Below are 23,223 nucleotides of genomic sequence, written 5' to 3'. Positions count from 1 at the left end.
ATGCGCACTCGATTCCTGGCGGCGCTCCTGGTAGCGCCGCTGGCGGCACTGGCGCTCACCGCGCCGGCCGCACATGCCGATCCTGATCCGGACCTGTCGATCACCAAGGTCGAGCTGAGCAGGTCGAGTGTCGCTGTTTCGTCGCTCAACACCGTACCGGTGAAGCTCACCGTCACCGGTGGCTACGACTCGTCCGATCCGCAGAACGCGAACCTGACGCTGCACGCCATCCTCAAGCGCACGGCCGGTACCGGGATGGAGAACATCCTGACCTCGATGGAGCTGTTCCGGACCGCCGGCACCACCCAGAACGGCACCTGGGAAGGCAACGTCAACATCCCCTCCACGGCGAACGGCACGTTCGAGGCCTACGGCGTGATGACCGGGGCGTTCTTCCCCGGCAGCGGCTCGATGACCACCGAGACACTGGTCCCGAACCCGCCGAAGCTCCTCATCACCGGGACGAACCAGCCGAAGATCACCGCGCGCGTGCTCCCCGATCCGCTCCCGTTCGGCCAGGGGTACTCGATCCGCTGGTCGGTGATCAACGGGCAGACCGGCAAGCCCTACGGCACCCGGCTGAAGGTCTGGCTGGCCAACGACAACGGTTGCGTTGAGAGCTTCGGCGGACCCGAGTACCTGACCGACACCAACGGCTACGTCACCAAGGCCTACCCGTCCTCCCTCGCGGACTACGGCAACTGCCTCCTGCTCCCCGGCAACCCAGCCCCCAACGGCGGCCTGGGCGTCATCCCCAACCGCCCCGGCATCGTCACCGCGACCCCGTCCAAGACGAGCGCACCGGTCGGCACCATCGTCCCCGTCAACGGCACGGTCGCCGGCGCCCCCAACTGCTCGATCAACCTCCAACGCCTGTACGGCGCGACTGCCTGGCGCACCGTCGGTACGGCGCAGATCCGGCAGAGCGGCCGCTTCACGGTCAACGCGCAACCGGCGTACAAGGGCCTGATCTACTACCGGGTCTCCTTCCCCGGCTGCTTCCACTTCAAGTCCGGTGTGAGCAAGACCTTCACGATCAAGGGGACGTGAGTTCTGGTCTAGTGGAAGCTTCGGGAAGCCTCATCCTTGAGGCATGAAGAACCGACGCTTGCTTGCGGCGCTGTTCGCGACGCCGTTGACGTTTATGACGCTAGGTACGGCGACCGTCGCGCAGGCGGCCGGTCCCGAACTGCAGGTCGAATCGCTGGTGTTGAGCCGCGGGGCTGTCGCGGTCTCGTCGCTCAACACCGTGCCGGTCACCGTCACGATGGAGGGCTCGGCCAAGCCGAGCGACTACGACACGTTCTACGTCGAGTTCAAGCGGACCGCCGGCAGCGGTCCGGACGACGAGTTGTACTCGATGCCACTGAAGCTGATCAAGGGCACGATCGACGACGGCACCTGGCAGGGTGTGGTGAACGTTCCCTCGACGGTCAACGGCACGATCAAGGCCGCCCGGGTGATCGCGGGTGAGCACTTCTACGGGTGCTCGCAGTGCGCCTTCGACTACCCGGTCGCTGTCGACGGGCCGCCGCTGACGGTGAACGGCACGCACATCCCGAAGATCACCGGCACCGCGACGCCGGCAGTGGTACCGATCGGCAAGCCGGTGACCATCACGTGGAGGATCACCGACTCGCAGACCGGCAAGCCGTACGGCACCCGGATCAAGGCGCTCGTGGGACGGGAGAACACCTGTGTCGAAGGCTTCCTGGAGAACGCGCTCTCTGACGTCAACGGCGTGGTGACGATCAAGAACAGTTCCAACTACGGGTGGTACTGCCTCGCTGTGCCCGGCAATCCGGCTCCCTTCGCCCACACGGCCATCTATCCGAAGAGCTCGACCACCGTCTCGGCCACGCCGTCGAAGACCAGCGCGCCGGTCGGCACGATCGTCCCGGTCAACGGCACCGCGCCCTACGCGGCCGGCTGCACCATCAACCTGCAGCGTCTGTACGGCGCCACCGCCTGGCGCACGGTCGGTACCGCGAAGGTCCGTACCAGTGCCCGGTTCACGCTCAACGCACAGCCGTCGTACAAGGGCAACATCCCTTACCGGGCTCAGCTCCCGGCCTGTCATGACATCGTCGCAGCCACGAGCAAGGCGTTCACAATCCGGGGGCTCTGATGCGGACGCTTGCCGTGCTTCTGACCGCTCCGCTGCTGGGTGTGGCACTCAGCAGCGTGCCGGTTGCGCAGGCCTCGGAGGTCAAGGTGGCCGACGCGAAGGTGACCTTGAGTCGTACGACGGTCGCCGTGGCCTCGCTCAACACCGTGCCGGTGACCGTCACGGTCGAGGGTTCCGGGCACGGCGAGTCCGTGTACGTGCACTTCAAGCGTGTCAGCGGCAGTGGTCCGGAGGACGAGTTCTACTCGATGCCGCTGAAGCTCGTTGACGGCGATGGCACTCCCGGTCTCTGGCGGGGCACGCTCAACGTGCCGTCCACGGCCAACGGCACCATCGAGCCGGACGCCGTCTACTCGGGCGAGTACATCTACGGAACCGAACCAGGCGATCCGGATCCGGTCGTCAACGCACCCACGCTGACGGTGAACGGCTTCCACGTCCCGAAGCTGACCGCGCTGATCACGCCGAAGGTCGTGCCGTACAACGACCCGTGGACGATCCGGTACACCGTGACCGACTCGCAGACCGGCAAGCCGTACGGCACCAGGTTGAAGCTGTGGGTTCGTGAGGACAACCGCTGCGTCGAGAGCCTCGGTACCGAGACGAGCCTGACCGATGCTGCAGGCAACTTCACGGTGAGGTACGGCGCCTCGCCGGACAATGACTGGGTGCACTGCATGCTGCTCCCGGGCAAGCCCGCTCCGGTCGGCAGCATCTTCGCCCTGGTGAAGCGCCCGGCGGGCATCTCGGCCACGCCCTCGAGGACGAGTGCTCCGATCGGCACCATCGTGCCGGTCAACGGCACTGTCACCAAGGGCGCCGGCTGCCCGGTCAACCTGCAGCGTCTGTACGGCGCGAGCGCCTGGCGCACGGTCGGCACCACGAAGGTCCGGTCCAGCGGCCGATTCACGCTCAACGCGCAACCGGCGTACAGGGGGAAGATTCCGTACCGCGCCCAGCTCCCGGCCTGTTACAACAAGGTCGCCGGCGTCAGCAAAACCTTCTACATCATGGGGACCTGATGAAAAGAACAGCAGCAGCAACGCTTTCGGCCGGTGTCCTGCTCGGGGCGCTGGTCGGGCCGACCGCGTCCGCTACGCCGGACCCGGACCTGGAACTCACCGGCGCCACGATGAGCCAGACGAGTGTCGCGGTGGACGGCCTCCACACGGTGCCGGTCACCGTCACTGTGACGGGCAGCTTCAAGCCGAACCCCAAGCAGGAGCTCACCGCGGTTCTCCAGCCACAGGGCGCCCATGGGGAGAACCTCTTCGCGGCGCTCACCTGGGTGTCCGGTACTGATGAGCACTCCGTCTGGCGCGGTGTGGTGAATGTGCCGTCGATGGCGAACGGGCAGGAGTTGAAGCTCATCGGCGCGGTCCCGCAGACCTACGCGGGCTGGTTCTTTGTCCCGTGGGTGACCGAGACACCGGTCGACGGTCCGAGGCTGACCGTGACGGGGACGCACATCCCGAAGGTCGTCGGCGTCCAGGTCGAGAAGGCCGTGCCCTACAACACGGCGTTCCACGTGAAGTGGACGATCACCGACAGCGCGACCGGCAAGCCGTACGCGACCCGCGTCAAGATGGCCGCCGGCTCGGGTGAGCCCACCTGCTACGGAGGCTCCCCGGTGCTCACCGGCACCGACGGAACGGTCGTCACGTCGGGCGGCGAGTTCGCCTGCCTGCACTTCCCGGGCAAGCCAGCGCAGTACTACGGCGGGGTCGTGCGGCCGACCTACATCCGCACCGTCTCGGCCACGCCGTCGAAGACGAGCGCGAGGGTCGGGACCCTCGTCCCGGTCAACGGCGTCTCGGCCCACGCCAGCGGCTGCACGGTCAACCTGCAGCGCCTGTACGGCGCCACCCAGTGGCGGACCGTCGGTTCGGCGAGGGTACGGGCCAGTGCTCGCTTCACCTTGACCGCCCAGCCGTCGTACCGGGGAAAGATCCCGTACCGCGCGCTGGTACCGGCCTGCGGAGACTTCGCGGCCGGCTCGACCAAACCGTTCTACATCCAGGGAGTGTAATGAAAATAGTCCGTGCAGTGCTCGTGGCGTCGCTCGCGGGTGCGGCGCTCGGCGTCGCGCCGGCCGCGCACGCCGAGCCCGGTGACGTGGTCACCGATGTCCGGCTGAGCCGGACCAGCGTGGCGGTGTCGTCGCTCAACACGGTGCCGGTCACCGTCGAGGTCGACGCGAAGTTCCCCGGGGAGAGCGAGGGGGAGGGCCTGCACGCGATCTTTGACCGCGTTGGCGGCTCCGGCCAGCTGAACAGGGTGCTGTCGGCCAAGCTGACCAGGTACGAGGGCACCACTGCCGACGGCAAGTGGCGCGGCGTGGTGCGGGTGCCGTCGACCGTCAATGGGTCCCTCCAGGTCAAGTACGTCATCACCAGCGGCGAGCTGCCCTTTGACGAGTGGGATCCGGTGGATGTGGTGAACGGTCCCAAGCTCACCGTCACCGGTACCAACCAGCCGCGGATCACCTCCAGGCACCTCAACTCGCCGAGTCCGGTCAGCAAGCCGTACACGATCCGCTGGTCGGTGATCAACGGCCAGACCGGCAAGCCGTACGGGTCGCGGATCAAGGTCAACCTCAGCCAGGACACCGCGTGCGGATGGCCCGGGAAGGTGTTCCTCACCGACACCGCCGGCTACCTGACCCACACCTACCCGGCGGAGAGCGGCACTGTTCCGCTCACCTGCCTGACGATCCCGGGCGACCCGTTCGCGATCGCCTCCGGCTATGCCAGCACGAAGCGGATCCCGGGCGTCTCGGCGACCCCGGCCCGGACCAGCGCCCCGGTCGGCACCAAGGTGGCGGTCAAGGGCATCGTCACCGCGGGCCCGGAAACCTGCAATGTGCACTTGCAGCGGCTGTACGGCGCCAGCCAGTGGCGCACAGTCAATACCTCGCAGGTCCGTTACGGCCATGGGTTCACGCTCACCGCGCAACCGGCGTACAAGGGCAACATCCCCTACCGGGTGCTGTTCCCCGCGTGCTACGGCCTGGTGACCGCCACCAGCAAGAGTTTCATCATCCGCGGAACCTGAGTTTGTCCCCGGTTGGGGTGCGTGGGTTAGCCTGAGTTAGGTAGACCTAACTTACGCTCGAGAGGACCGTGGTCCAGTGGCCAGCCCCGCACCCCGCCGTAACCGCACGTGTAAGCGGGCCGTGGTCCGTCGTACCGAGCGGATCACCCCCCACATGATTCGGGTCGTGTTCACTGCCGACGACTTCGTCGACAACGGCACCAGCGACCACTACGTGAAGCTCCTGTTCGGCAAGGCCGGCGTCGAGTACCCGGAGCCGCTCGACATGGGCGTGATCCGGGAGACCCTCCCGTCCGAGCAGTGGCCGACGATGCGGACCTACACGGTGCGTACCTTCGATGAAGCCACCAAGGAGCTGACGATCGACTTCGTCCACCACGGTGACGAGGGCATCGCCGGCCCGTGGGCCGCGGCGGCCCAGCCGGGTGACGTGGTTTGGTACAACGGCCCGGGCGGCGCCTACCTGCCCGACGAGGCGGCCGACTGGCACCTGCTGGTCGGCGACGAGAGCGCGCTGCCGGCCATCGGTGCGGCCATCGAGAAGCTGCCGCCGGGCGCCAAGGCGACCGTGTTCGTCGAGGTGGAGGACGAGACCGAGGAGCAGAAGTTCAGCGATGTCGACGTGACCTGGATCCACCGTGCGGGGAGTTCTGCGGCCCGCGGTGACGGACTGGTCGCCGCGGTCGAGGCGCTGACCTTCCCCGAGGGTGACGTGCAGGCGTTCGTGCACGGTGAGGCCGGTTTCGTCTTCCGGATCCGCAAGCACCTGTTCAATGACCGCGGCCTGAAGCGCGACCGCGTCTCGGTGTCCGGCTACTGGCGCGTCGGCAAGAACGAGGACGGCTGGCAGGCCGAGAAGGCGGAAACCGCCGCCAAGGAGCGCGCGGCCGCCGGCAACTAGATCGTCGTACGGCGGCGGTCCAGCAGCTCGATCAGGATCGCCGCCTGGTTCGTCGGCAACACCCAGTCGTCTCCGGACGCCTGCAGGATGACGGCCGGTCCGGGCGTGCCCACGGCCGACAGGGCGATCGGGAACTTCAGCCGCTCGGCGCCACTCAGCGACGCCTCGAACGTTCCGGTGATCGCGCTCAACGGATACCGCCGCGACTGCTCATCGCCCCGAGCGGCCGGCGAACTGCGGATCTCGACACTGTCCGCGCCGAGCAGGACCGTCGCGAGCGGCGTGCCGCGCAGCTGGAATGTCAGCTCGTACGGCGACTCCGCCAGCTCGGGCACCACCGGAACCAGCAGCGCCAGGTTCGCCCGCCTCGCTAGCAGCAAACCGGCCAGGAGCCCGACGATCGCGGCCGGCAGTGCGAGAACCGCCGGCCACCACACGCCGATCACCAGCGGGAAGAGCGTCGCGAACAGCCCGGTCACTACACCGAACAGCCCGCCGACCCCGGCCCACCACCGTGGCTGGTACCGATGCTTCGGCAGCAGGAACAGCCCCAGCCCGAGCATCGCAACCGGGACCACACACCCGATCCACGCCGCCGCAGACCCCCGCGAACTCACCCACGCCACGATCGCCAGCAGCACCACCGGGATCCCGACGTACACGATCGCCACAACCCGCTGCACGCGCCGATGCCGGCGCTCCACCTCAGTCACAGCTAAAACCCAAGCACATGAACGCCTCAGCACCTACTGTGCGGAGGGTGATCGTGATTCCTGCGCAGCTGATCGAGTCGCACGAGGACGAGTCTCCGGAGTGGCTGGCCGCGCTGCCGGCGCAGCTCGACGAGTACCTGGCCCGTTGGGACCTCACCCAGACCGGCGGCTTCCTCAACGGCGCCGCCTCACTGATCGTCCCTGTCGTCCGCCGCGACGGCACGGAAGCGATGCTGAAGTTGCAGCCGTGGAACGACGAGAGCGAGGCAGAGGCACTCGCCCTCCGCACCTGGTCGCCTGACGACGTCGTCGCCGTACTCGAAGACGACCCGGCCACCTGCACACTGCTGCTGGAGCGACTTCACCCGGAGACGCTGAACGCCGTACCCGATCATGTCGAGGCAACCCGCATCCTCTCCGAGTTGATGGCCCGCCTGAACCAGGTCCCCGCGCCACCTGAGGTCCGCAAGCTTGCCGATATCGCCGCCGAGATGGTCGAGGACGCCGCCGACCTCAAGCTCGACTCGTCGGAGCAGCGACTGGTCAATCGATACGCCGACCAGGTCCGCGAGCTGCTTCCGGAGCCGGGCGACCGATTGCTGCACTGGGATCTGCACTACGGCAACGTGATGGCGTCGGACCGCCAGCCGTGGCTGGTGATCGACCCGAAGCCGCTCGCCGGTGATCCCGCGTTCGAACTGTTCCAGGCGCTGCACAACCGCTGGGACGACCTGCTCGCCACCGGCAACCTCGACCAGGCGATCCGCGACCGCTTCGACCTGATGCGCGACATCACCGGCATCGACCGAGACCGAGCCCTAGCCTGGACCGCCGCCCGAATCCTCCAGAACACCATCTGGGACGAAGAGCTCGACCCCACCCAACGAACCATCGCCACGGCCTTGAAGCTCGGCTGATCCCGCCCAGTTGTTGTGTCCTACTTCTTCGGCCCCAAGCTCAACAAGTTCAGCCGCCCGGCCGTGAAGTTCCCCAAGGTCAGCTAAGCGACCCGGTACGACGTTGAGCACGGTTCGACCGTTCCGGTGGGTCGTCAGATGGTTGGTGGATGCTCAAGGTGACTCGGCCCCGCGATCTCGGGCGTCGCACCTCAGCCACAGTCCGTCAGCCCCGAACGACGTGAAGCCGCGGTCACCGACCTCGCCATCCCCCTCAGCCATCTGCTCGGCACGCCCTCTGGTTTTGTCGGCCGCCTTTGGCGGTCGAGTGGTTAAGGCGCGAAAGGACTCGGCCGGGCACGTGCGCTGTGGCTGAGCGCCGCGACCGGCCGATCTGAAAGACAGCACGGCTGGGCGCCGCGGTGGTTGGGGTGGATGGTGCGGTCGGTGACCGCGGCCCTACGTTGCTTGGGGTTCCGGGCTTTGGCTGGGAAAGTTGAGTTCCCGCCGCGTGACAAGTGACGGTTGCAGGGGGCTGTGGTTGGGGTGCATGTTCGCCCTGACCGGACCACTTTCCTCCCCAAACCGGTTCGGGGAGAGCCGGCACCGGTCGTGTGGGGATCTGGGGAGGCTCGGCCCCCCGAATCCGTCGCGGATCCTCCCCAAACCGGTTTGGGGAGGGTGCGGCGGCGCCCCTGTTCGCTGCAGGTTCCCTAACGTCCGAACAGCCGGAGGGCGGCCCTCCGATCTTTCGGACGTTAACCGGGAGCCGGGACTAACGTCCGAACAACCGGAGGGCGGCCCTCCGATCCTTCGGACGTTAGCGGGGAGCAGCGATTGACGTCCGACGATCCGGTGGCCAGGCCTGCGTGGCCAGGCCCGCGGGTCCTTCAGACGTTGTGGGATCGGCTCGGCTGGAGGCGGTGTGCGGTGGCTGTCACCAGTGCCGGTATCGCTCTGGCCCGCTGGCGTGATTACATGATTACGTGACTACTCCGACGTTGTATGAGTGGGCCGGTGGGCATGAGGCGCTGCTCCGGCTGACCGAGGTGTTTTATGACCGGGTGGTTGAGGATCCGGTGCTCGCGCCGGTGTTCGCGCACATGAGCGATCAGCACCGTGAGCACGTGGCGTTGTGGCTGGGCGAGGTGTTTCGCGGGCATGAGCGCTACACCGAGGAGCTCGGCGGCTACCCCGCCATGCTGTCCCACCACATCGGCCTCCAGCTCACCGAAGAGCAGCGCTCACGCTGGGCCGCGCTGATCGCCGCGAGCGCGGATCCGGCCGGGCTCCCCGACGATCCCGAGTTCCGCTCAGCCTTCGTCGCGTACGTCGAGTGGGGCACCCGGATCGCACTGGCCAACTCACAACCCGGCGCCACCCCACCACCGAAGGCGCCCGTCCCCCACTGGGGCTGGGGCGAAGCGCCGCCGTACCAGCCTTAGGTGACGCCCTAGCTGACGAGACAAACACCCCAGGAAGACACCCTGGGACTGGTCGTTGGATACAGTCGCGGTTCACGACAAATCTCGGGAGGGACCCGTGACCGCTCAGCTCGAGTATCCCGAGATCGACGACGACAACGCGCTGTTGTCGATCCAAGGCCTGTGGAAGGTGTTCGGGCCGAAGGCTCAGCGCGTTCCCCGGCGGCCGGAGCTGGCATCGCTGGACCGCGCCGCTCTGGCTGCCAAGACCGGCTGTACGGCGGCAGTCCGCGACCTGAGTTTCAACGTGGCACCCGGTGAGGTGTTCGTGGTGATGGGGCTGTCCGGGTCGGGCAAGTCCACCCTGGTCCGCTGCCTGACCCGGTTGATCGAGCCGACCGCGGGCAGCCTGATCTTCGAGGGTGAGGATCTGCGCGCGGCTGATGAGAAGCGGCTGCGGGCGCTGCGCCGGAGCAAGTTCTCGATGGTCTTCCAGCACTTCGGCCTGCTGCCGCACCGCAAGGTGATCGACAACGTCTCCTACGGTCTCGAGGTCCGCGGCGAGAGCAAGCCCGATCGCCGCCGCCGGGCCCAGGAGGTCATCGACCTGGTCGGCCTGGCCGGTAACGAGCACAAGTACCCGGAGCAGCTGTCCGGTGGCATGCAGCAGCGCGTCGGCCTGGCCCGCGCGCTCGCCAACGACCCCGACGTACTGCTGTTCGACGAGCCGTTCTCCGCGCTCGACCCGCTGATCCGCCGCGAGATGCAGAACGAGGTCGTCCGCCTGCACCGCGAGGTCGGCAAGACGATGGTCTTCGTCACCCATGACCTGTCCGAGGCGCTCAAACTCGGCGACCGGATCCTGCTGATGCGCGACGGCGCCGCGATCCAGCTCGGTACCGGCGACGAGCTGGTCGGTGCACCGGCCGACGACTACGTGCGGGACTTCGTCCGCGACGTACCGCGGGCCGACGTACTGACTCTGCGCTGGATCGCGCGCTCACCCCGCGACGGCGAACCGCTGGACGGTCCCGAGCTCGGCCCGGACACACTCGTGCGCGAGGCGACCCGGCTGGTCCTGGCGTCCGACCGCCCGGTGAAGGTGGTCGATGGTGGGCAGTTGCTCGGCGTGATCGGGGACGAGGAGATCCTCGCGGTGGTCGCGGACCCGGCCGACTCGCACTGGACCGCTCGTCCGTCCGACGCACAGCCGTCCGACCGCCCGGCCTTCTGATGGCGGCGATCACCAGCGACGTGCAGGTGGAGGTACGTCGACCTCGGCGCAGCGTGATCATCGGCGTACTGCTCGTTGTCTGGGTGGCGGCGTACTTCCTGCTCAGCGGGATCGACACCCTGCCGCTCGGTGGTCAGGAGACGACCGGGTTCCATCGCTGGCTGACCGAGAACCGCGACTTCGTCGGCCAGGGCAACGTCTTCTTCGACGCGATCCGGACCGCGGTCGACCACCTCGTCGTCCTGCTGCAGGACCTGGTGTCGCGGCCGTCGTTCGGCCGCCCGGTGCCGGTCGTCGGCTGGCTCGGGGTCGTCGCGATCTCGGCGTACCTGGCCTGGGCTTTCGGGAACTGGAAGGTCGCGCTGCTGACCGCCGCCGGGCTCGCGTTCGTCGGGCTGCAGGGGCTGTGGCAGGAGAGCATGGACACGCTCGCCCTGACCATCGCGGCCGTGCTGCTGTCACTGCTCGTCGCGATCCCGCTCGGCATCTGGGCCGGTCTGTCCAACCGTGCCTTCAAGGTCGCGACGCTCATTCTCGACCTGATGCAGACTCTGCCGACGTTCGTCTACCTCGCGCCGCTCACGCTGTTCTTCGCGATCGGCCCGGCCGCGGCCACGATCGCGACCCTGATCTACGCCGCACCTCCGGCCGTCCGGCTGACCGCGCACGCGATCCGCTCGGTCCCTCCCGAGAGCGTCGAGGCGTCCCGCTCACTCGGCTCGACCCGGGGTCAGACCCTGACCAAGGTGCTGCTGCCGATGTCGCGCAGTACGGTCGTCGTCGGGATCAACCAGACGATCATGGCCGCGCTGTCGATGGTTACGGTCGCCGCGCTGATCGACGCGCCGGGTCTCGGCCAGACCGTCCTGAAGGCACTGCAGACCCTGGATGTCGGAGTCGCGTTCAACGCCGGTCTCGCGATCGTGGTGATCGCCATCGTCCTCGACCGCGTGACGACCGCGGCCGGCGACCGGCCGTGGCGAACAGCATCGGTACGGCGGAAGGTCGTGCTCGGCGCGGGCGCGATCGGCGTACTGGTCGCGGTCTGGTTCTCGCGCACCTACGTCTGGGCCGCGGAGTTCCCGTCCGAGGTCGGCATCGGTTCGCGGATCGCCGTGATCACCGCGGATGTGACCGCGTGGGTGCAGGACGTCTTCGGCGGTTTCACGTACGGCGTTCGGGACGCAGTCACCAAGGGGGTGCTGAACCCTCTGGAGGCGCTGCTGACCGGATCGCCGTGGTGGTTGGTGGGCGCGGTCGTGGTCACGCTGGCCGCGATTCTCGGTCGCTGGAAGGCCGCCGTACCGGCTGTTGTTTGTATCGGTCTGCTGGTCGCGACCGGCGTCTGGCAGGACAGCATGATCACGCTGGCCTCGACCCTGCTCGCCACCGTCGTCGTGGTCGCCGTGGGGCTCGCGCTCGGCGTTTGGGCCGGCCGCAACCGGCGGGTCGACCTGGCGATCCGGCCGATCCTCGATGCCGGGCAGACGATGCCGCCGTTCGTGTACCTGGTTCCGTTCCTGGCGCTGTTCGGCACCAGCCGGTTCACCGCGATCGCGGCCGCCGTCGTCTACGCCGTACCGGTCACGACGAAGATCGTTGCTGACGGCATCAAAGCTGTCCCGGTCGCGACCGTCGAGGCGGCCAACTCGGTCGGCTCCAGCAACTGGCAGGTGATCAGCAAGGTGCAACTGCCGGTAGCCCGGCGGGCGATCACGCTGGCCGTCAACCAGGGCCTGATCTACGTGCTCGCGATGGTCGTCGTCGGCGGCCTGGTCGGCGCCGGCGCCCTCGGGTACGACGTCGCGGCCGGCTTCGCACAGAGTGAGCTGTACGGCAAGGGCCTGGCGGCCGGTCTCGCGATCGTCCTGCTCGGCGTGCTGCTCGACCGCATTACGCAAGCCGCGGCACCCAAGCCGCACGGAAAAGGAGACAAGCAGTGAAGAAACTCCGGTACGCCGCCGCTCAGTGGGCGATCGGTCTGACGGCCGCGGCGCTGGCGCTGGCCGGCTGCGGCGGCGCGAAGGTCGGTGAGGATCCGAAGCCGTCCGCCGGTGGCAAGGAGTGCGGCAGCTTCAACCTGACCGTCAGCCCCTGGGTCGGCTACGAGGCGAACGCCGCCGTGGTCGCCTACGTCGCCACCAAGGACCTCGGCTGCAAGGTGGTGAAGAAGAACCTCAAGGAAGAGATCGCCTGGCAGGGCTTCGGCACCGGCGAGGTCGACGTGAACCTGGAGAACTGGGGCCACGAGGACCTGAAGAAGAAGTACATCGAGACCGACAAGGTCGCGGTCGAGGCCGGCTCCACCGGCGTCAAAGGCGTGATCGGCTGGTACGTCCCGCCGTGGATGGCCGAGAAGTACCCCGACATCACCGACTCGAAGAACCTGAACAAGTACGCCGACCTCTTCAAGACCTCGGAGTCCGGCGGCAAGGGCCAGCTGCTGGACGGCGACCCGTCGTACGTGACGAACGACGAGGCCCTGGTGAAGAACCTCAACCTGAACTACAAGGTGGTCCAGAGCGGCAGTGAGACCGCCCTGATCCAGGCCTTCCGCGACGCCGAGAAGACCAAGAAGCCACTGCTCGCCTACTTCTACGAGCCGCAGTGGTTCTTCAACGAACTGAAGCTGGTCAAGGTCAACCTGCCCGCGTACACGGCCGGCTGCGACGCCGACCCGGCCAAGGTCGCCTGCGACTACCCGCCGTACGACCTGGACAAGATCGTCTCCAAGAAGTTCGCCGACTCCGGCAGCCCCGCCTACGACCTGGTCAAGAACTTCAAGTGGACCAACGAAGACCAGAACGCGGTGGCCCGCATGATCGCCGTCGACAAACTGACCCCCGACGCAGCCGCCGAAAAATGGGTCAACGCCAACCGCGCCAAAGTAGACACCTGGCTCGGCAAGTAGCTCGCAGCCCCGGCGCGAGGTAATCACCCCTCGCGCCGGGTCCACGCCCGCTCGATCCCCGCGTGCGATCTGCAGGTTGCTGCAGAATCATTGCCTGTCTGGTGCGCACTCGACAGACTGGTCGGCCGACTACTAGGAGGCCCCGTGCGACTGCGCCGAGCTCTACTGACGATTCCAGCGCTTGCCGCCCTGCTGACCGGAGGTGTGACGACAACGGCCGCTGCTGGTGTCGTGCCGCGGCCGGCGCCGGCTGAATGTGGAGTAGGCACGATCATCAAGGACGGCCCTCTCATTCGCGGAGACGCCACGATCGGCCAGATTTACCTGATCAAGTACGGCTGGGACTACTGGGCCTGCGTTGACTTCAACGCGAACCTGACCGAGGGGTACTGGGGCATGGCCCGGCTGCACATCATCGACTCCGGTAAGCACGTGGGGAGTCTGCACTGCGACTTCCCCACCGGAAACGGTCACGTCACCAAGGGCCAGGACACCTGCTACTCCTCCAGGTCGAACGGGGAGGTGGGGTACCGCACGTACATCGCCGAAGGCAACCTCTACCAGGGGTCAGCCACCCAGGTAGGTCGGGGCACCACCGGAACCTCCGTTCGCTGAGAACCCAGCGGCATCACGGCGCCCTCACCGGGCGCCGGTGGTGCCGCCGGTGTCCAGCGCCACCTTGGGCACCGATCGACCACGTGACGCTCGCCGCAACGGTCGAACCGTGCTCAAGGTCGACGAGCCGGTGCACCTTGAGCACTCATCAACCACCTTCTGGCCGCGCACCTGGCTGACCCGTGCACAACGTCGTACGGGCTCGTGCTGAGGTCCACCCGGGTTGGGGCGGTTAGAAGATTCCTGGGCCTGGGGTGAGGATGCCGGCTGGGTCGTGCTTTTGTTTGAGGGTTTGTAGGTGGGGCCAGCGGGGGCCGTAGTGGTGTTGCCAGTCGGGCTTGGTGAAGGGGGTGGACTCGATGGGGTAGCGGGTGCTGCCCAGGGCGCGGGCTTGTTCGAAGAGGCGGTGGTTGCGTTTGAGCATTTCCTGGGCGAAGTCGGGGCCTGCACCCTTCGGGCCGGCGGTCATCAGGGTGAAGAGGTAGACCCAGTCGCTGCCGTCGGGGGCTGGGAGGCGCAGGGACGGGCGGGTCAGTTTGGTACGGCGGTGTGCATAGAGCAGCACGAATCCGCCGTTGCCGACGTCGCGCGGGGTTAGTTTGCTGACCACGTCGGTGACGTACTGCTCGACTGAGCGCTCGGGGAGCCAGAGGGTGAGCCAGGGCTTGGGGAGGTTGTCCCAGTCGAGTGCTTCGCGGAGTTGCTCGACGGCTTCGTCGATCCGGGTGACGTGCGGGAGGAAGTCGTTCGTACTGACAATCGCCGCGGTCGGTGGCTTGGTGAGGCCGCGGAGGAGGTGCGCATCGTTCGGCGGCGCCCCTGCGGAGTGGAAGGTGAAGGCGTTCAGGTGGCTGACCTCGCCATGCTCGCCGGGACGCCACCAGTCGCCGTAGATCTCGCTGATCTCGGAGCGCTTGATCAGGGTCTTGAAGTCTTGGAAGAAGTCCTTCGAGCTGGTGTAGGCGAGCTCGTGACCGCGCACCTTGGCGGGCGCTGGACCGAGGCGGACGGTCGCCTTGGTGATGACGGCGTACTGACCGAGGCCGGCCAGCACCGCCTCGAACAGCTCCCGGTCCTGGGTCTTGGAGCAGCGCTTGAGTTCACCCTTGCCGGTGACGACCTCGAGCTCGAGCACGCTGTCGATCTGCCCGCCGGACTGGATCGCCGGCGGGATTCCGCCGAGTGACAGCGTCCCGCCGAAGGTCAGGCCGAGGAAGCCGGTCAGTGCGGGCGGGGTGAGCCCCTTGGCATGCGCGGCGTTCGTCAGTTGCAGCCAGTCGGCGCCGGCGTCGACGACCGCGCGGTCCGCGTCGATCCGGTGAATCTTGCGCAGCGCCCGCATGTCGATCAGCAGCCCGCTGACCAGCCCCTGGCCGTCCGTTGTGTTCGCCAGCCCGCGGGCAGCGACCTGCACCCGGTGCTTCACGCAGTACTTGATCATCGCCTGGATGTCGCGCACCGACCCCGGCACCAGCACCGCCTGCGGCACCTTCTGCACGTACCGGCCCGCGTCGCGCGACACGCCCTCGCGGCTCCCGGCATCCAGGAGCACCTCTCCGTCCAGCGGTGGCAGCGGCTGCACGTTGTCGCCTTCGGAGGTGGCCCAGGACCGCCGTACCGGGTCGAATCCAGTCACCAAGATCCCGAGTCCGATCGCTCCGAGCAGGGCACGCCGAGTACTCATCCACTCTCCTTGACCAGGTTGAAGTTGGGTTGAGCTTGTTCATGGGGGCCGACGGCAATTATCACGGGTCTGCGGGGCAACGCCGACGACACGCCGGATTTTCGGCGAAACACGGTAGCGTCGGTCCCATGATCATCGTGACAGCTGCACTGAAGGGCGGGGTCGGGAAGACAACCACGTCGGTGTACTTGGCCGCGCTGGCATCTTCCAACCGTCGCACAGCCACTCTCGTCGACGCGGATCCACAAGGCAGTGCTGCCGACTGGATCGATGCCTCGGACGACGCGAACCTGAACCGGATCGAGATTGCCGAGGCGCCGACGGAGCGGTTGCTGACCAAGGCGCTGGACAAGGTGCCACCGGAGGGGATCGGCATTGTCGACATGCCGCCGTCCCACGAGCGGCTGCTGAACAAGGCCCTCGAGCGGGCCCGGATCGTGGTGATCCCGACCCGTGTCGGCGGCGTCGAGACACCCCGGGTGAAGGCGGTGCTCGAGCTGGTTCCGGAGGATGTTCCGGTCGGTGTGGTGATCTGCTCGGCGCGGACCTACACCCGCGCGTACCAGGACCTGATGGAGCAGTACGCCAAGGAAGGCATCCCGGTCTGGGGTTCCATCCCCGAGCGCGTCTCCATCACCGCCGGCCCCGACGGCCCGCTCGCCGCCGACGGCCTGGAGGCCTACAAAAAGGTCTGGCGCAAAATCCTCGCCGCCGCCCGCACGTAGGGGGCTTGAACAGGAAACGGTGGGCTGGGACAGGTTATTACTTGTCTCAGCCCCCTTCGCGGTGTCTCCACCCACGAGTTCTGGCCGTCGGGTCAGCGGTGGAGTGGGGGCTCACCGCGGACGTAGGCGCGGAGGACGGTGGCTGCGGCGCCGCGGGCCCAGTCGTCGAAGGTGTGTGAGCGCAGCATCAGGCGGCAGTCACCGGCTGCTCCGAAGGCGTGCGCTCCGAAGGCCTGGCGCATCCGGTCCTCGTACAGGTCGTACTCCGCCACGCCCTCACCGGCGATCACCACGAGCTCGGGGCCGACCAGGTTGACCATCGCGGCCAGGGCCGAGCCGATCACCTCACCGGCCCGGTCGAACGCGGCCCGGGCATGCTCATTACCCGCGTGCGCCAGCTTGATCGCTCCGGCCAGGTCCAGCTTCGGCTGCTTGGTCGTCGAGCGGATCCTGGTCAGGATCGCATCCGACGACGCCACGGTCTCGACGCACCCCCGCCGGCCGCAGGTGCAGACCAGGTCACCCGGGGCGAGCGGCAAATGGCCGAGCTCGCCGGAGACGCCGTACGCGCCGGAGACGACCTCGCCGTTGATGTAGAGCCCGCAGCCGATCCCGGAACCGATCGTCACCACCGCGAACGAGTCGGCATCCACGCCGACCCCGAACCAATGCTCGGCCACGGTCAGCGCGCGGACGTCGTTCGTCACGACGATCGGAAGCTTGAGCCGCCGCCCGAGCAGCTCCGCCAGCGGCACGTCGCGCCACCCCATGAACGGCGAATCGCGGACCACGCCGTGCTTCTCGTCGACATCACCCGATACGGCCACGCCGATACCGATCACCGGCCCGACCACCTCGGCCCCGGACTTCAGCGTGCCGATCAGCTCCTTGGCCAGGTCAGCCAGCTGCTCGATCACGGTCTTCGGGTCGGTGCTGTCCAGCGGCCGGTGGGAGACCTTCCGGATTCCCGCGGTGAAGTCGGTGGTCACGCCGATCAGATCGGTCGGGGTCACCTTCAGCCCGATCACCGACACACTGCGCGGTACGACGGTCAGCGGGCTCACCGGCCGCCCGATGCCGACCATCCCGTTCGCACTGTCCAACTCGGCCGGCGCAGCGGCCTGGTCGGTGACGAACCCGGCCTCGATCAGTGGCGCGACCGCCTTCGTGACGGCGGCCTGTGAGAGTCCGGTACGGCGTGCGATCTCCACCCGCGGGATCGGACCCTGAGTCAGAATCCTGGTCAGCACCTCGACTCCCGCCGGCGTAGCCAACGGGAGAGGACGATGTGGACGCAGCGGCACGAGAACAACCTACCGGCGGTTAAGCCGTTCTGTCGGATTCTGCCAACGTCGGGGACGTCAGCGCCCATCGGATGGTCCGGGTGAGGCCGTCACCGGCCGCGCGGACCAGGGTTTGTTCTGTCAAAGGGAAGTAGGGCAGGCGGAGCGGCCAGCGCGCCCACCACGGCAGCAGGCTGACCGCGGCCGCGGTGAGGACGCCGTACGCCGGTCGCGCGGCCCAGGGGACGGGCGGGTGCACGAGGATGAAGCGGGCAGCCTGCCGTGCCTCGGTCGTGCCACGGAGCTCGGGCTGGTACGTCGCGAGTGTCCGGCGCAGCTCGGCCACCGTGGTCGGCGGGTCGATCACTCCGAGCTTGCCGGCCACCAGTGCCGACTGTTCGACGTACTGATCCTGCTCGGCCGCGTTGAGCGGGTGAGCGCCGTACGTCTGATGGGCGGTGAGGAAGCTGTCCACCTCAGCGACGTGCACCCACTTCAGCAGGTGTGGGTCGGATGCTCGGTAGTTCGCACCGCGGACCCGCTCATGCACTGCCCGCACCCGCGCGATTGCCGCCTCCGCGTCCGGGACAGCGCCGTACGTCGTGATGGCGAGGAAGTAGCTGGTCCGCTGCAACCGTCCCCACGGGTCACCGCGGTACCCGGAGTGCGCCGAGACCGCCGCCATCGCGAGCGGATGCAGCGACTGCAACAGCAGTGCGCGCAGACCGCCCGCGAACATCGACGCATCACCGTGGACCCGCTGGATCGGGCTGTCCGGTGTGAACCAGCGCGGACCGGGCGTCTTGTGCACCCGGTCGCGCTCAGCCTGTGGGTCCGGCCCCGCGACCTTCGTCAGGATCATCCGGGCCAGCTGGTCTCTCATACAGCCAGTCTGCCCACCACTCCAAGCTAAACAACGTCAACGAAGATCGGGTTGGTGTAGAGCCAGGTGTCGAGCCACGGGTCGCCGTCGTTCGTCGGGTGCTGGATCGGGCCGGCCGGGTCGATGCTGCTGCCCAGATACCCGGCGCCGTGCCGGTTGCCGTCGCTGCCGCGCACCCGGACGTAGTGCGAGCGCTCGGCCCGTCCCAGCGGGATGCAGAGGTCGTAGGTCCCGGTACGGCGATGTACGTCGACCTGCTCGACCACTCTGGTGTCAGGTGCCTTCCACGTGTCCCGGTCGGCTGTCGGTCCGGTCACCGCACCACGGATCACGTCCACGTGTGCCAGTCGCGGCAGTACGCCGTGGAAGTTCGGCCGGGTCGCACTGGTCACGGTGATCCGCAGCTCGAGCCGCTCATGCCGCCGTACCCGCAGACGTCCGCCCAGCGTCACCCCGCGCTGCCGGGAGCCCACAGGAGCGACCCGTACGTCGATGCCGTCGACCAGTTGACCGTGGTCGACCCACACGCGGCCGGCCCGCAGTGCGGCCATCACCTCGAGGTACCCGTACCGGGAGACGCCCACGTGGGTCCGGCTGAACTGGCCCGGCCAGAAGTCGCTGCCGGCCTGCGGGGTGTCCGTGTTGGTCGGTGAGGGCTTCCAGCCGAGGCTGTCGAAGTTTTGGCCGGGAGGGAAGACACCGTCGGTCCAGGTGTCCCAGATGGTCCGGTGGTTGTCGCTGTTCGAGGTGATCGAGAACAGCCGGCCCTCGGCCAGCATGCTGTCCCACAGTCCGCCGACAGTCGCGGTCGCCCAGTCGAAACCGCCGTACGTGCGGTATGCGTCGAGCGGATAGCCCGGGAAGCTCGCAGCGCTCGGGGAGTTCACGTACTCGCCGCGCTGCGCGTTGGTGGCACCGCGGAACTTCACCCAGGCCGGCTCCGCGTCGCCCTGCGAGCCAGGTGCGCCCTCCATGCCGATGCAGACCCCAGTGTCGCGCCAGCCGCGGATCTCGTGCGGTGCGTCGATACCGAGCCGCAGTGGGTGGTTTGCGAGTACCAGTACGTCGTCGACGTACCCACTGCGCTTCTGAGCGGCCAGCCACTGCAGGCCCTTGATCGCGTGCTGCTCGTTCTCCGGGGTGTTGCCCGAGCGGTTGGTCAGCTTCCCGTCGTACTCCCGCTCGAACTGCTGCAGCAGGGCGACGTTGTTCGGACCGGGGGAGACCAGCAGGGTGCCGTGCTCGGCCGCCGGGATGTACCACTCCAGGCCCTGGAAGATCAGCATCCGCGGGTTCTCGGCCCGCGCCTTCACGACCTCGGCGTTCTCGGCCACTGCGCCCTTGTCTGCGTGCCCGAAGTTGCTGTGCTCGGTGAACGCCATCCAGTCCAGCCCGAACTGCGCCCCGCGCTGCGCGAGCTGCGTGAAGTCGTACTTCGCGTCGTGGCTGTAGCGGCTGTGCACATGGTGGTCACCGACCAGGTAGACCAGCTCCGGGTCACTACCCTGGTACGACGCAGTGCTGGCGGCCGCTTCCGTTGCGCCGGCTGCGGTCACGGTGAAGGCCGCGCCGAGCAGGCCGGCTCCCCGGATCAGATTCCGGCGGGACACCCCCTGCGGATCCAGGGTTGCTGCCGGTACGTCGGTGTCCGCCCACTCGGGGAGCTGCTGCTGCATAGGCGCCACCCTGCAGGTAAGGACAAAAGGCCGTCAAGGCGCCAGATGACGCGCAGATGAACGATCGGCGTACTCATCCTCGAGGATCGAGTAGAGCAAGGAATCCCGCCAGCCACCGTTGGTGAACACATGGTCACGCAAGTGACCTTCGTAGCTGAAGCCGAGCCGCTTGACGACCGCGATCGAGGCTTCGTTCTCCGGGCCGATCGCTGCGGTCACCCGGTGCACGCCCAGGGTGCCGAACGCGAAACCGAGCAGCAACTTGGCGGCGTCGGTCGCATACCCGCGGCCCCAGTGGTCGGCGTGCACGGCATAGCCGAGCTTCGCCGCCCGGCCGGTCGGGGCGATTCGTGCGAAACCGACCACGTGGTCGTCGTCCCGGCGGGTGACGGCGAGCATGTAGTCGGGTCGATCGTCCCGGGCAGAGCGCTCGATGATGCCGGCCAGCACCACTGCCGCCTTCGCCCGGTCGTGACTGTCGAACGCCATCCACTCGGTGACCCGGTCGTCACCGGAGATGGCCAGGTAGTCGTCGAGATCGCTCTCGCGGAACTCGCGCAGTACGGTCAGCTCGCCGCTGAGAGGCTCCATAGGGTGATTGTCGAAGCCGCCGGGGGTCAGCGGTTGAGGGTCTGCATCGGGGTCCGGGTGAACGTTTCGATCTCCTCCTGAAGCTCACGGGCGTCGTCGGCGCGACCGGACTGCCGCAGTGCCTGGTGAACCCGGCGGGCCGAGTGCACCACACCGTTGATCCGGCGCTCGGTCGGCAGGTCGAGCACCGGGGCGATCGCATCCGCGGCACCGTCCAGCTCGCCCGTGGCGATCCGGCTGATCGCCATCGCGGCGTGGCTGCCGGCGGCGTCGCCGAAGGCCCACTCCGGGTGGTTCTGGTCGGCGTAGGCGTCGACGGCCTGCCGCGAGTACCGCTCGGCCTGCTCGCCTTCACCCGGCAGCCACGCCAGCGCGTCGGCTGCGTAGTACAGCTGGCGGTTGCGCCCGAAGGTGCACAGCCCGCCCATGTCGTCGAGGTCGTCGTTCTGAACGTTGTCCCAGGCGTCCTCGGCCCGCTCGAGCGCGGCCCGGGTGGCCTCCGGGTTGCCGAGCGCGGCCCAGGCGCGGGCCTCGCTGACCGGGAGCCAGACGCTGGTGGTGCTGTTGGCCTGCTCGGCATAGCCGGCGCCGAGCTGGGCGTAGCGGACGGAGTCGTGCGGGTTGCCGGCCCAGTAGGAGACGAGGGACTGCAGGCCGCGCACCCAGGCGCGCAGGCCGTGGTGGTCGGCGTTGTCGGCGCACAGGAACGCGGTCCGCGCCTGCGTCAGCGCCGCATGCGGGTTGCCGAGGTCGTGGGAGGCCTTGGCGAGCAGACCACCGGTCACCCCGCCGAGGAAGTAGAGCTGCCGTAGGTGTTCCGGGCGTTGCCGGCTCTCCAGCAGTGCGAAGACCAGGTCCTGGGTCTCCACCAGCTGACCGAGGATTTCCGGCAGTGGGCGCTGCGGGTAGGCCTTCGCGACGTGGCGAACGTCGTCGTACACCTGTTCCATGGCCTCGCTTCCGAGACCGGACTGGGCCGCAAGGGCAAATGCCCTCGCTCGGCTGGCAGCCATGTCGAGAACCTCCATCTCGTTACCTGTCGTGATCCGTCCACCCGTGGCAGCCACCGGCACCATCTGCCCGCCCGCGTGTTGCGGAGCCACCTGCTCGGGGACGTACGGCGCGAGGAGCTCCTCGACCGGCTTTCCGAACATGCGTTGCAGGGTGCGCCGGGTCTGTGGAGTGGTTCCTGCCCGCTCGCCCGATGCGAGACGCCGCAGGTGCCGCTCGGTGATGGTTCCACCCAGCTCGACGAACTCGGCGACGATCTCGGAGTAGGTCTGGTTCCGGCGCTGGATCAAGTGCGCCAGGACCGTCTTAGGCGCCAACCTCGCCGCCATCGTTCCTCCCGTTCACGTCAGAACAGACGTTGTCTCGACTCATGCCCCACGACAAGGTGCTGTCCTCCAGATGTCCGCGAGAGGTCCGGAAGAGGTCCGGCAAAGGTCCTCTTCAGGTCCTAGAGCGGTCACGTTGGGCTCGTGCACCATTACTGCCATGACAACCAGTAAGTCCAACTGGTTGCAAGGGCTGAGAGTTACGGGGTGAGAGGCAGTGAGCATCGCGGAAATGACGGCGCGACAGCATCGTCGCCGGGTTCGGGTCTGGTTCGGCGAGCATGTGATCGCCCAATACGTCGCGGAAGCGCCGTTGGCGGCCCGCTACGAGCAGGCGATGCGGCGCCGTTTCGCCGGCCTGAAGGTCACCAACGACCTCCTCGGACCGCTCGACAGCAACTGATTCAAACAACTGATTGAAGCTTCCGGGTCCTCCTCAGACTCGGTGTGCTGCACCCTGGAGTCTCCTCACGTTCAGGGTTCAGCTTTCTGGAAGGTTCGGGACCCTCCTCAGTTCCGAACGAAACCCAGGTGCGGTCCGGGGCACTCCTCAGCCCCGGACCGCACCGCCCAAAGCCCGGCTGGGCCGGCGGCTGAGTTCCCTGTATCGCCGCCGCCCAGCCGTTCCAACCACCACCTCCTGGCCGACACCTCGGGCCAGGCCGGGGCTTGGTGTCCTGGGCGGTAGGACACCACCGGTGGTTCCTGACACCTCACCAGGAACCACCCCCCGAGGTGGCCTGCTCCGCTGTCATGTCGCGCTCAGGTTTTGAGCCATCCGTCGCAGTACGTCGATCGTCGCCGCGTACTCGTCGTTGCTGACGCCGGCCGTCACCAGCCTCCGCTGCTCCCGCACCTTCGCGGTCAATCCGGTGAGCGCTGCCTGGCCGGAGGGTGTGAGTTCATCGCCCAGGAGCCAGCCGCGCACAGCCAGTGGCTCGGTGACCGCCGCGAGCGTTTCGGCGTTGCCGTCGAGGAAAGGCGCCAGCGCGGCCGCGATCGGCTCCGGGCCAGCCGCGGCGTTCAGTGCCTGCCACTGCCTGCGGGTCAGTCCGTCGGCGGCCAGGAGTCGCTCGAACGACGACTCCAGCAGGCCGTCGAGCTCCTTGAGCCACCACCCGATAGGCTTGTTGTCATCTGACATATACATGTCTTTGAGCATATACTC

22 protein-coding genes are annotated in these 23,223 nt (G+C 67.7%); 14 read left to right on the top strand and 8 right to left on the bottom strand.

Annotated features, from left to right (window positions below; all coding sequences use genetic code 11):
• The 6 genes from E1261_RS02935 to E1261_RS02910 all read left to right on the top strand — a co-directional run bounded on the left by E1261_RS02935 (position 1) and on the right by E1261_RS02910 (position 6,083).
• Positions 1–1,050 (top strand): hypothetical protein, encoded by a 1,050-nt coding sequence (locus E1261_RS02935; protein WP_132401351.1) that lies wholly within the window; start codon positions 1–3, stop codon positions 1,048–1,050.
• Between the two features lie 43 nt (positions 1,051–1,093).
• A complete protein-coding gene (locus tag E1261_RS02930) occupies positions 1,094–2,128 on the top strand; it encodes a hypothetical protein (protein WP_132401348.1) in 1,035 nt (344 codons plus the stop codon).
• Positions 2,128–3,150: a hypothetical protein gene (locus E1261_RS02925; protein WP_132401345.1), complete on the top strand. Its 1,023-nt coding sequence runs from the start codon at positions 2,128–2,130 to the stop codon at positions 3,148–3,150. Before E1261_RS02930 ends, E1261_RS02925 begins: the two co-directional genes overlap by 1 nt.
• Positions 3,150–4,157, top strand: a complete 1,008-nt coding sequence (locus E1261_RS02920; protein ID WP_132401342.1) for a hypothetical protein — start codon at positions 3,150–3,152, stop codon at positions 4,155–4,157. The genes E1261_RS02925 and E1261_RS02920 overlap by 1 nt, the downstream gene beginning before the upstream one ends.
• Entirely contained in the window at positions 4,157–5,182 is a 1,026-nt protein-coding gene (locus tag E1261_RS02915) for a hypothetical protein (RefSeq protein ID WP_132401339.1), read from the top strand. The genes E1261_RS02920 and E1261_RS02915 overlap by 1 nt, the downstream gene beginning before the upstream one ends.
• Before the next feature lie 76 nt (positions 5,183–5,258).
• On the top strand, positions 5,259–6,083 hold the full coding sequence (locus tag E1261_RS02910; protein WP_132401336.1) for a siderophore-interacting protein: 825 nt from the start codon (positions 5,259–5,261) through the stop codon (positions 6,081–6,083).
• On the opposite strand, the gene E1261_RS02905 is transcribed toward E1261_RS02910, so the two are convergent.
• On the bottom strand, positions 6,080–6,796 hold the full coding sequence (locus tag E1261_RS02905) for a hypothetical protein (protein WP_132401333.1): 717 nt from the start codon (positions 6,794–6,796) through the stop codon (positions 6,080–6,082). The two genes, E1261_RS02910 and E1261_RS02905, sit on opposite strands and share 4 nt — an antisense overlap.
• A 47-nt stretch (positions 6,797–6,843) precedes the next feature.
• Between E1261_RS02905 and E1261_RS02900 the strand changes: the two genes are divergently transcribed.
• The 6 genes from E1261_RS02900 (at position 6,844) to E1261_RS02875 (ending at position 13,876) form a co-directional block, all read left to right on the top strand.
• Entirely contained in the window at positions 6,844–7,713 is an 870-nt protein-coding gene (locus E1261_RS02900) for an aminoglycoside phosphotransferase family protein (protein ID WP_238175973.1), read from the top strand.
• A gap of 965 nt (positions 7,714–8,678) precedes the next feature.
• Positions 8,679–9,137, top strand: coding sequence for a group II truncated hemoglobin (locus E1261_RS02895; protein ID WP_132401327.1), 459 nt, complete (start codon positions 8,679–8,681; stop codon positions 9,135–9,137).
• Positions 9,138–9,234: 97 nt separating this feature from the next.
• Positions 9,235–10,350, top strand: coding sequence for a quaternary amine ABC transporter ATP-binding protein (locus E1261_RS02890; protein WP_132401324.1), 1,116 nt, complete (start codon positions 9,235–9,237; stop codon positions 10,348–10,350).
• Positions 10,350–12,293, top strand: coding sequence for an ABC transporter permease subunit (locus E1261_RS02885; RefSeq protein WP_132401321.1), 1,944 nt, complete (start codon positions 10,350–10,352; stop codon positions 12,291–12,293). The genes E1261_RS02890 and E1261_RS02885 overlap by 1 nt, the downstream gene beginning before the upstream one ends.
• Positions 12,290–13,261, top strand: coding sequence for an ABC transporter substrate-binding protein (locus E1261_RS02880; protein WP_238175972.1), 972 nt, complete (start codon positions 12,290–12,292; stop codon positions 13,259–13,261). The genes E1261_RS02885 and E1261_RS02880 overlap by 4 nt, the downstream gene beginning before the upstream one ends.
• 144 nt (positions 13,262–13,405) lie before the next feature.
• Positions 13,406–13,876, top strand: coding sequence for a hypothetical protein (locus E1261_RS02875; RefSeq protein WP_132401318.1), 471 nt, complete (start codon positions 13,406–13,408; stop codon positions 13,874–13,876).
• A gap of 232 nt (positions 13,877–14,108) precedes the next feature.
• On the opposite strand, the gene E1261_RS02870 is transcribed toward E1261_RS02875, so the two are convergent.
• Complete coding sequence (locus E1261_RS02870; RefSeq protein WP_132401315.1) at positions 14,109–15,560, bottom strand: FAD-binding protein; 1,452 nt, start codon at positions 15,558–15,560, stop codon at positions 14,109–14,111.
• A gap of 128 nt (positions 15,561–15,688) precedes the next feature.
• Between E1261_RS02870 and E1261_RS02865 the strand changes: the two genes are divergently transcribed.
• On the top strand, positions 15,689–16,285 hold the full coding sequence (locus E1261_RS02865) for a ParA family protein (protein WP_132401312.1): 597 nt from the start codon (positions 15,689–15,691) through the stop codon (positions 16,283–16,285).
• A gap of 92 nt (positions 16,286–16,377) precedes the next feature.
• Here E1261_RS02865 and E1261_RS02860 read toward each other — a convergent pair whose 3' ends face one another.
• The 5 genes from E1261_RS02860 to E1261_RS02840 all read right to left on the bottom strand — a co-directional run bounded on the left by E1261_RS02860 (position 16,378) and on the right by E1261_RS02840 (position 22,058).
• Positions 16,378–17,535 (bottom strand): ROK family transcriptional regulator, encoded by a 1,158-nt coding sequence (locus tag E1261_RS02860; RefSeq protein WP_238175971.1) that lies wholly within the window; start codon positions 17,533–17,535, stop codon positions 16,378–16,380.
• Positions 17,536–17,608: 73 nt separating this feature from the next.
• A complete protein-coding gene (locus E1261_RS02855; RefSeq protein ID WP_132401306.1) occupies positions 17,609–18,451 on the bottom strand; it encodes an oxygenase MpaB family protein in 843 nt (280 codons plus the stop codon).
• Between the two features lie 26 nt (positions 18,452–18,477).
• Entirely contained in the window at positions 18,478–20,127 is a 1,650-nt protein-coding gene (locus E1261_RS02850; RefSeq protein ID WP_132401303.1) for a PHP domain-containing protein, read from the bottom strand.
• 33 nt (positions 20,128–20,160) lie between these two features.
• Positions 20,161–20,718 (bottom strand): GNAT family N-acetyltransferase, encoded by a 558-nt coding sequence (locus E1261_RS02845; RefSeq protein ID WP_132401300.1) that lies wholly within the window; start codon positions 20,716–20,718, stop codon positions 20,161–20,163.
• 26 nt (positions 20,719–20,744) lie between these two features.
• Complete coding sequence (locus E1261_RS02840; RefSeq protein WP_132401297.1) at positions 20,745–22,058, bottom strand: NsdA family TPR-like regulatory protein; 1,314 nt, start codon at positions 22,056–22,058, stop codon at positions 20,745–20,747.
• A gap of 229 nt (positions 22,059–22,287) precedes the next feature.
• Between E1261_RS02840 and E1261_RS45070 the strand changes: the two genes are divergently transcribed.
• On the top strand, positions 22,288–22,458 hold the full coding sequence (locus tag E1261_RS45070; protein ID WP_238175970.1) for a hypothetical protein: 171 nt from the start codon (positions 22,288–22,290) through the stop codon (positions 22,456–22,458).
• 348 nt (positions 22,459–22,806) lie between these two features.
• On the opposite strand, the gene E1261_RS02835 is transcribed toward E1261_RS45070, so the two are convergent.
• On the bottom strand, positions 22,807–23,205 hold the full coding sequence (locus tag E1261_RS02835; RefSeq protein ID WP_202874258.1) for a MarR family transcriptional regulator: 399 nt from the start codon (positions 23,203–23,205) through the stop codon (positions 22,807–22,809).
• Positions 23,206–23,223: the final 18 nt, after the last annotated feature.

The organism is Kribbella albertanoniae (assembly GCF_004348455.1).
GTDB classification, from domain to species: Bacteria; Actinomycetota; Actinomycetes; order Propionibacteriales; family Kribbellaceae; genus Kribbella; species Kribbella albertanoniae.
The sequence above is the reverse complement of the archived record's forward strand: the minus strand, read 5'-3'. Positions and strand labels throughout refer to the sequence as shown.

What these genes read in the sequence shown, in the direction of transcription:
- E1261_RS02835 (WP_202874258.1), bottom strand. Translation starts at nt 23,205, where the DNA reads ATGTATATGTCAGATGACAACAAGCCTATCGGGTGGTGGCTCAAGGAG.
- E1261_RS02845 (WP_132401300.1), bottom strand. Translation starts at nt 20,718, where the DNA reads ATGGAGCCTCTCAGCGGCGAGCTGACCGTACTGCGCGAGTTCCGCGAG.
- E1261_RS02850 (WP_132401303.1), bottom strand. Translation starts at nt 20,127, where the DNA reads ATGCAGCAGCAGCTCCCCGAGTGGGCGGACACCGACGTACCGGCAGCA.
- E1261_RS02840 (WP_132401297.1), bottom strand. Translation starts at nt 22,058, where the DNA reads ATGGCGGCGAGGTTGGCGCCTAAGACGGTCCTGGCGCACTTGATCCAG.
- E1261_RS02935 (WP_132401351.1), top strand. Translation starts at nt 1, where the DNA reads ATGCGCACTCGATTCCTGGCGGCGCTCCTGGTAGCGCCGCTGGCGGCA.
- E1261_RS02865 (WP_132401312.1), top strand. Translation starts at nt 15,689, where the DNA reads ATGATCATCGTGACAGCTGCACTGAAGGGCGGGGTCGGGAAGACAACC.
- E1261_RS02920 (WP_132401342.1), top strand. Translation starts at nt 3,150, where the DNA reads ATGAAAAGAACAGCAGCAGCAACGCTTTCGGCCGGTGTCCTGCTCGGG.
- E1261_RS02915 (WP_132401339.1), top strand. Translation starts at nt 4,157, where the DNA reads ATGAAAATAGTCCGTGCAGTGCTCGTGGCGTCGCTCGCGGGTGCGGCG.
- E1261_RS02885 (WP_132401321.1), top strand. Translation starts at nt 10,350, where the DNA reads ATGGCGGCGATCACCAGCGACGTGCAGGTGGAGGTACGTCGACCTCGG.
- E1261_RS45070 (WP_238175970.1), top strand. Translation starts at nt 22,288, where the DNA reads ATGACGGCGCGACAGCATCGTCGCCGGGTTCGGGTCTGGTTCGGCGAG.
- E1261_RS02870 (WP_132401315.1), bottom strand. Translation starts at nt 15,560, where the DNA reads ATGAGTACTCGGCGTGCCCTGCTCGGAGCGATCGGACTCGGGATCTTG.
- E1261_RS02855 (WP_132401306.1), bottom strand. Translation starts at nt 18,451, where the DNA reads ATGAGAGACCAGCTGGCCCGGATGATCCTGACGAAGGTCGCGGGGCCG.
- E1261_RS02930 (WP_132401348.1), top strand. Translation starts at nt 1,094, where the DNA reads ATGAAGAACCGACGCTTGCTTGCGGCGCTGTTCGCGACGCCGTTGACG.
- E1261_RS02925 (WP_132401345.1), top strand. Translation starts at nt 2,128, where the DNA reads ATGCGGACGCTTGCCGTGCTTCTGACCGCTCCGCTGCTGGGTGTGGCA.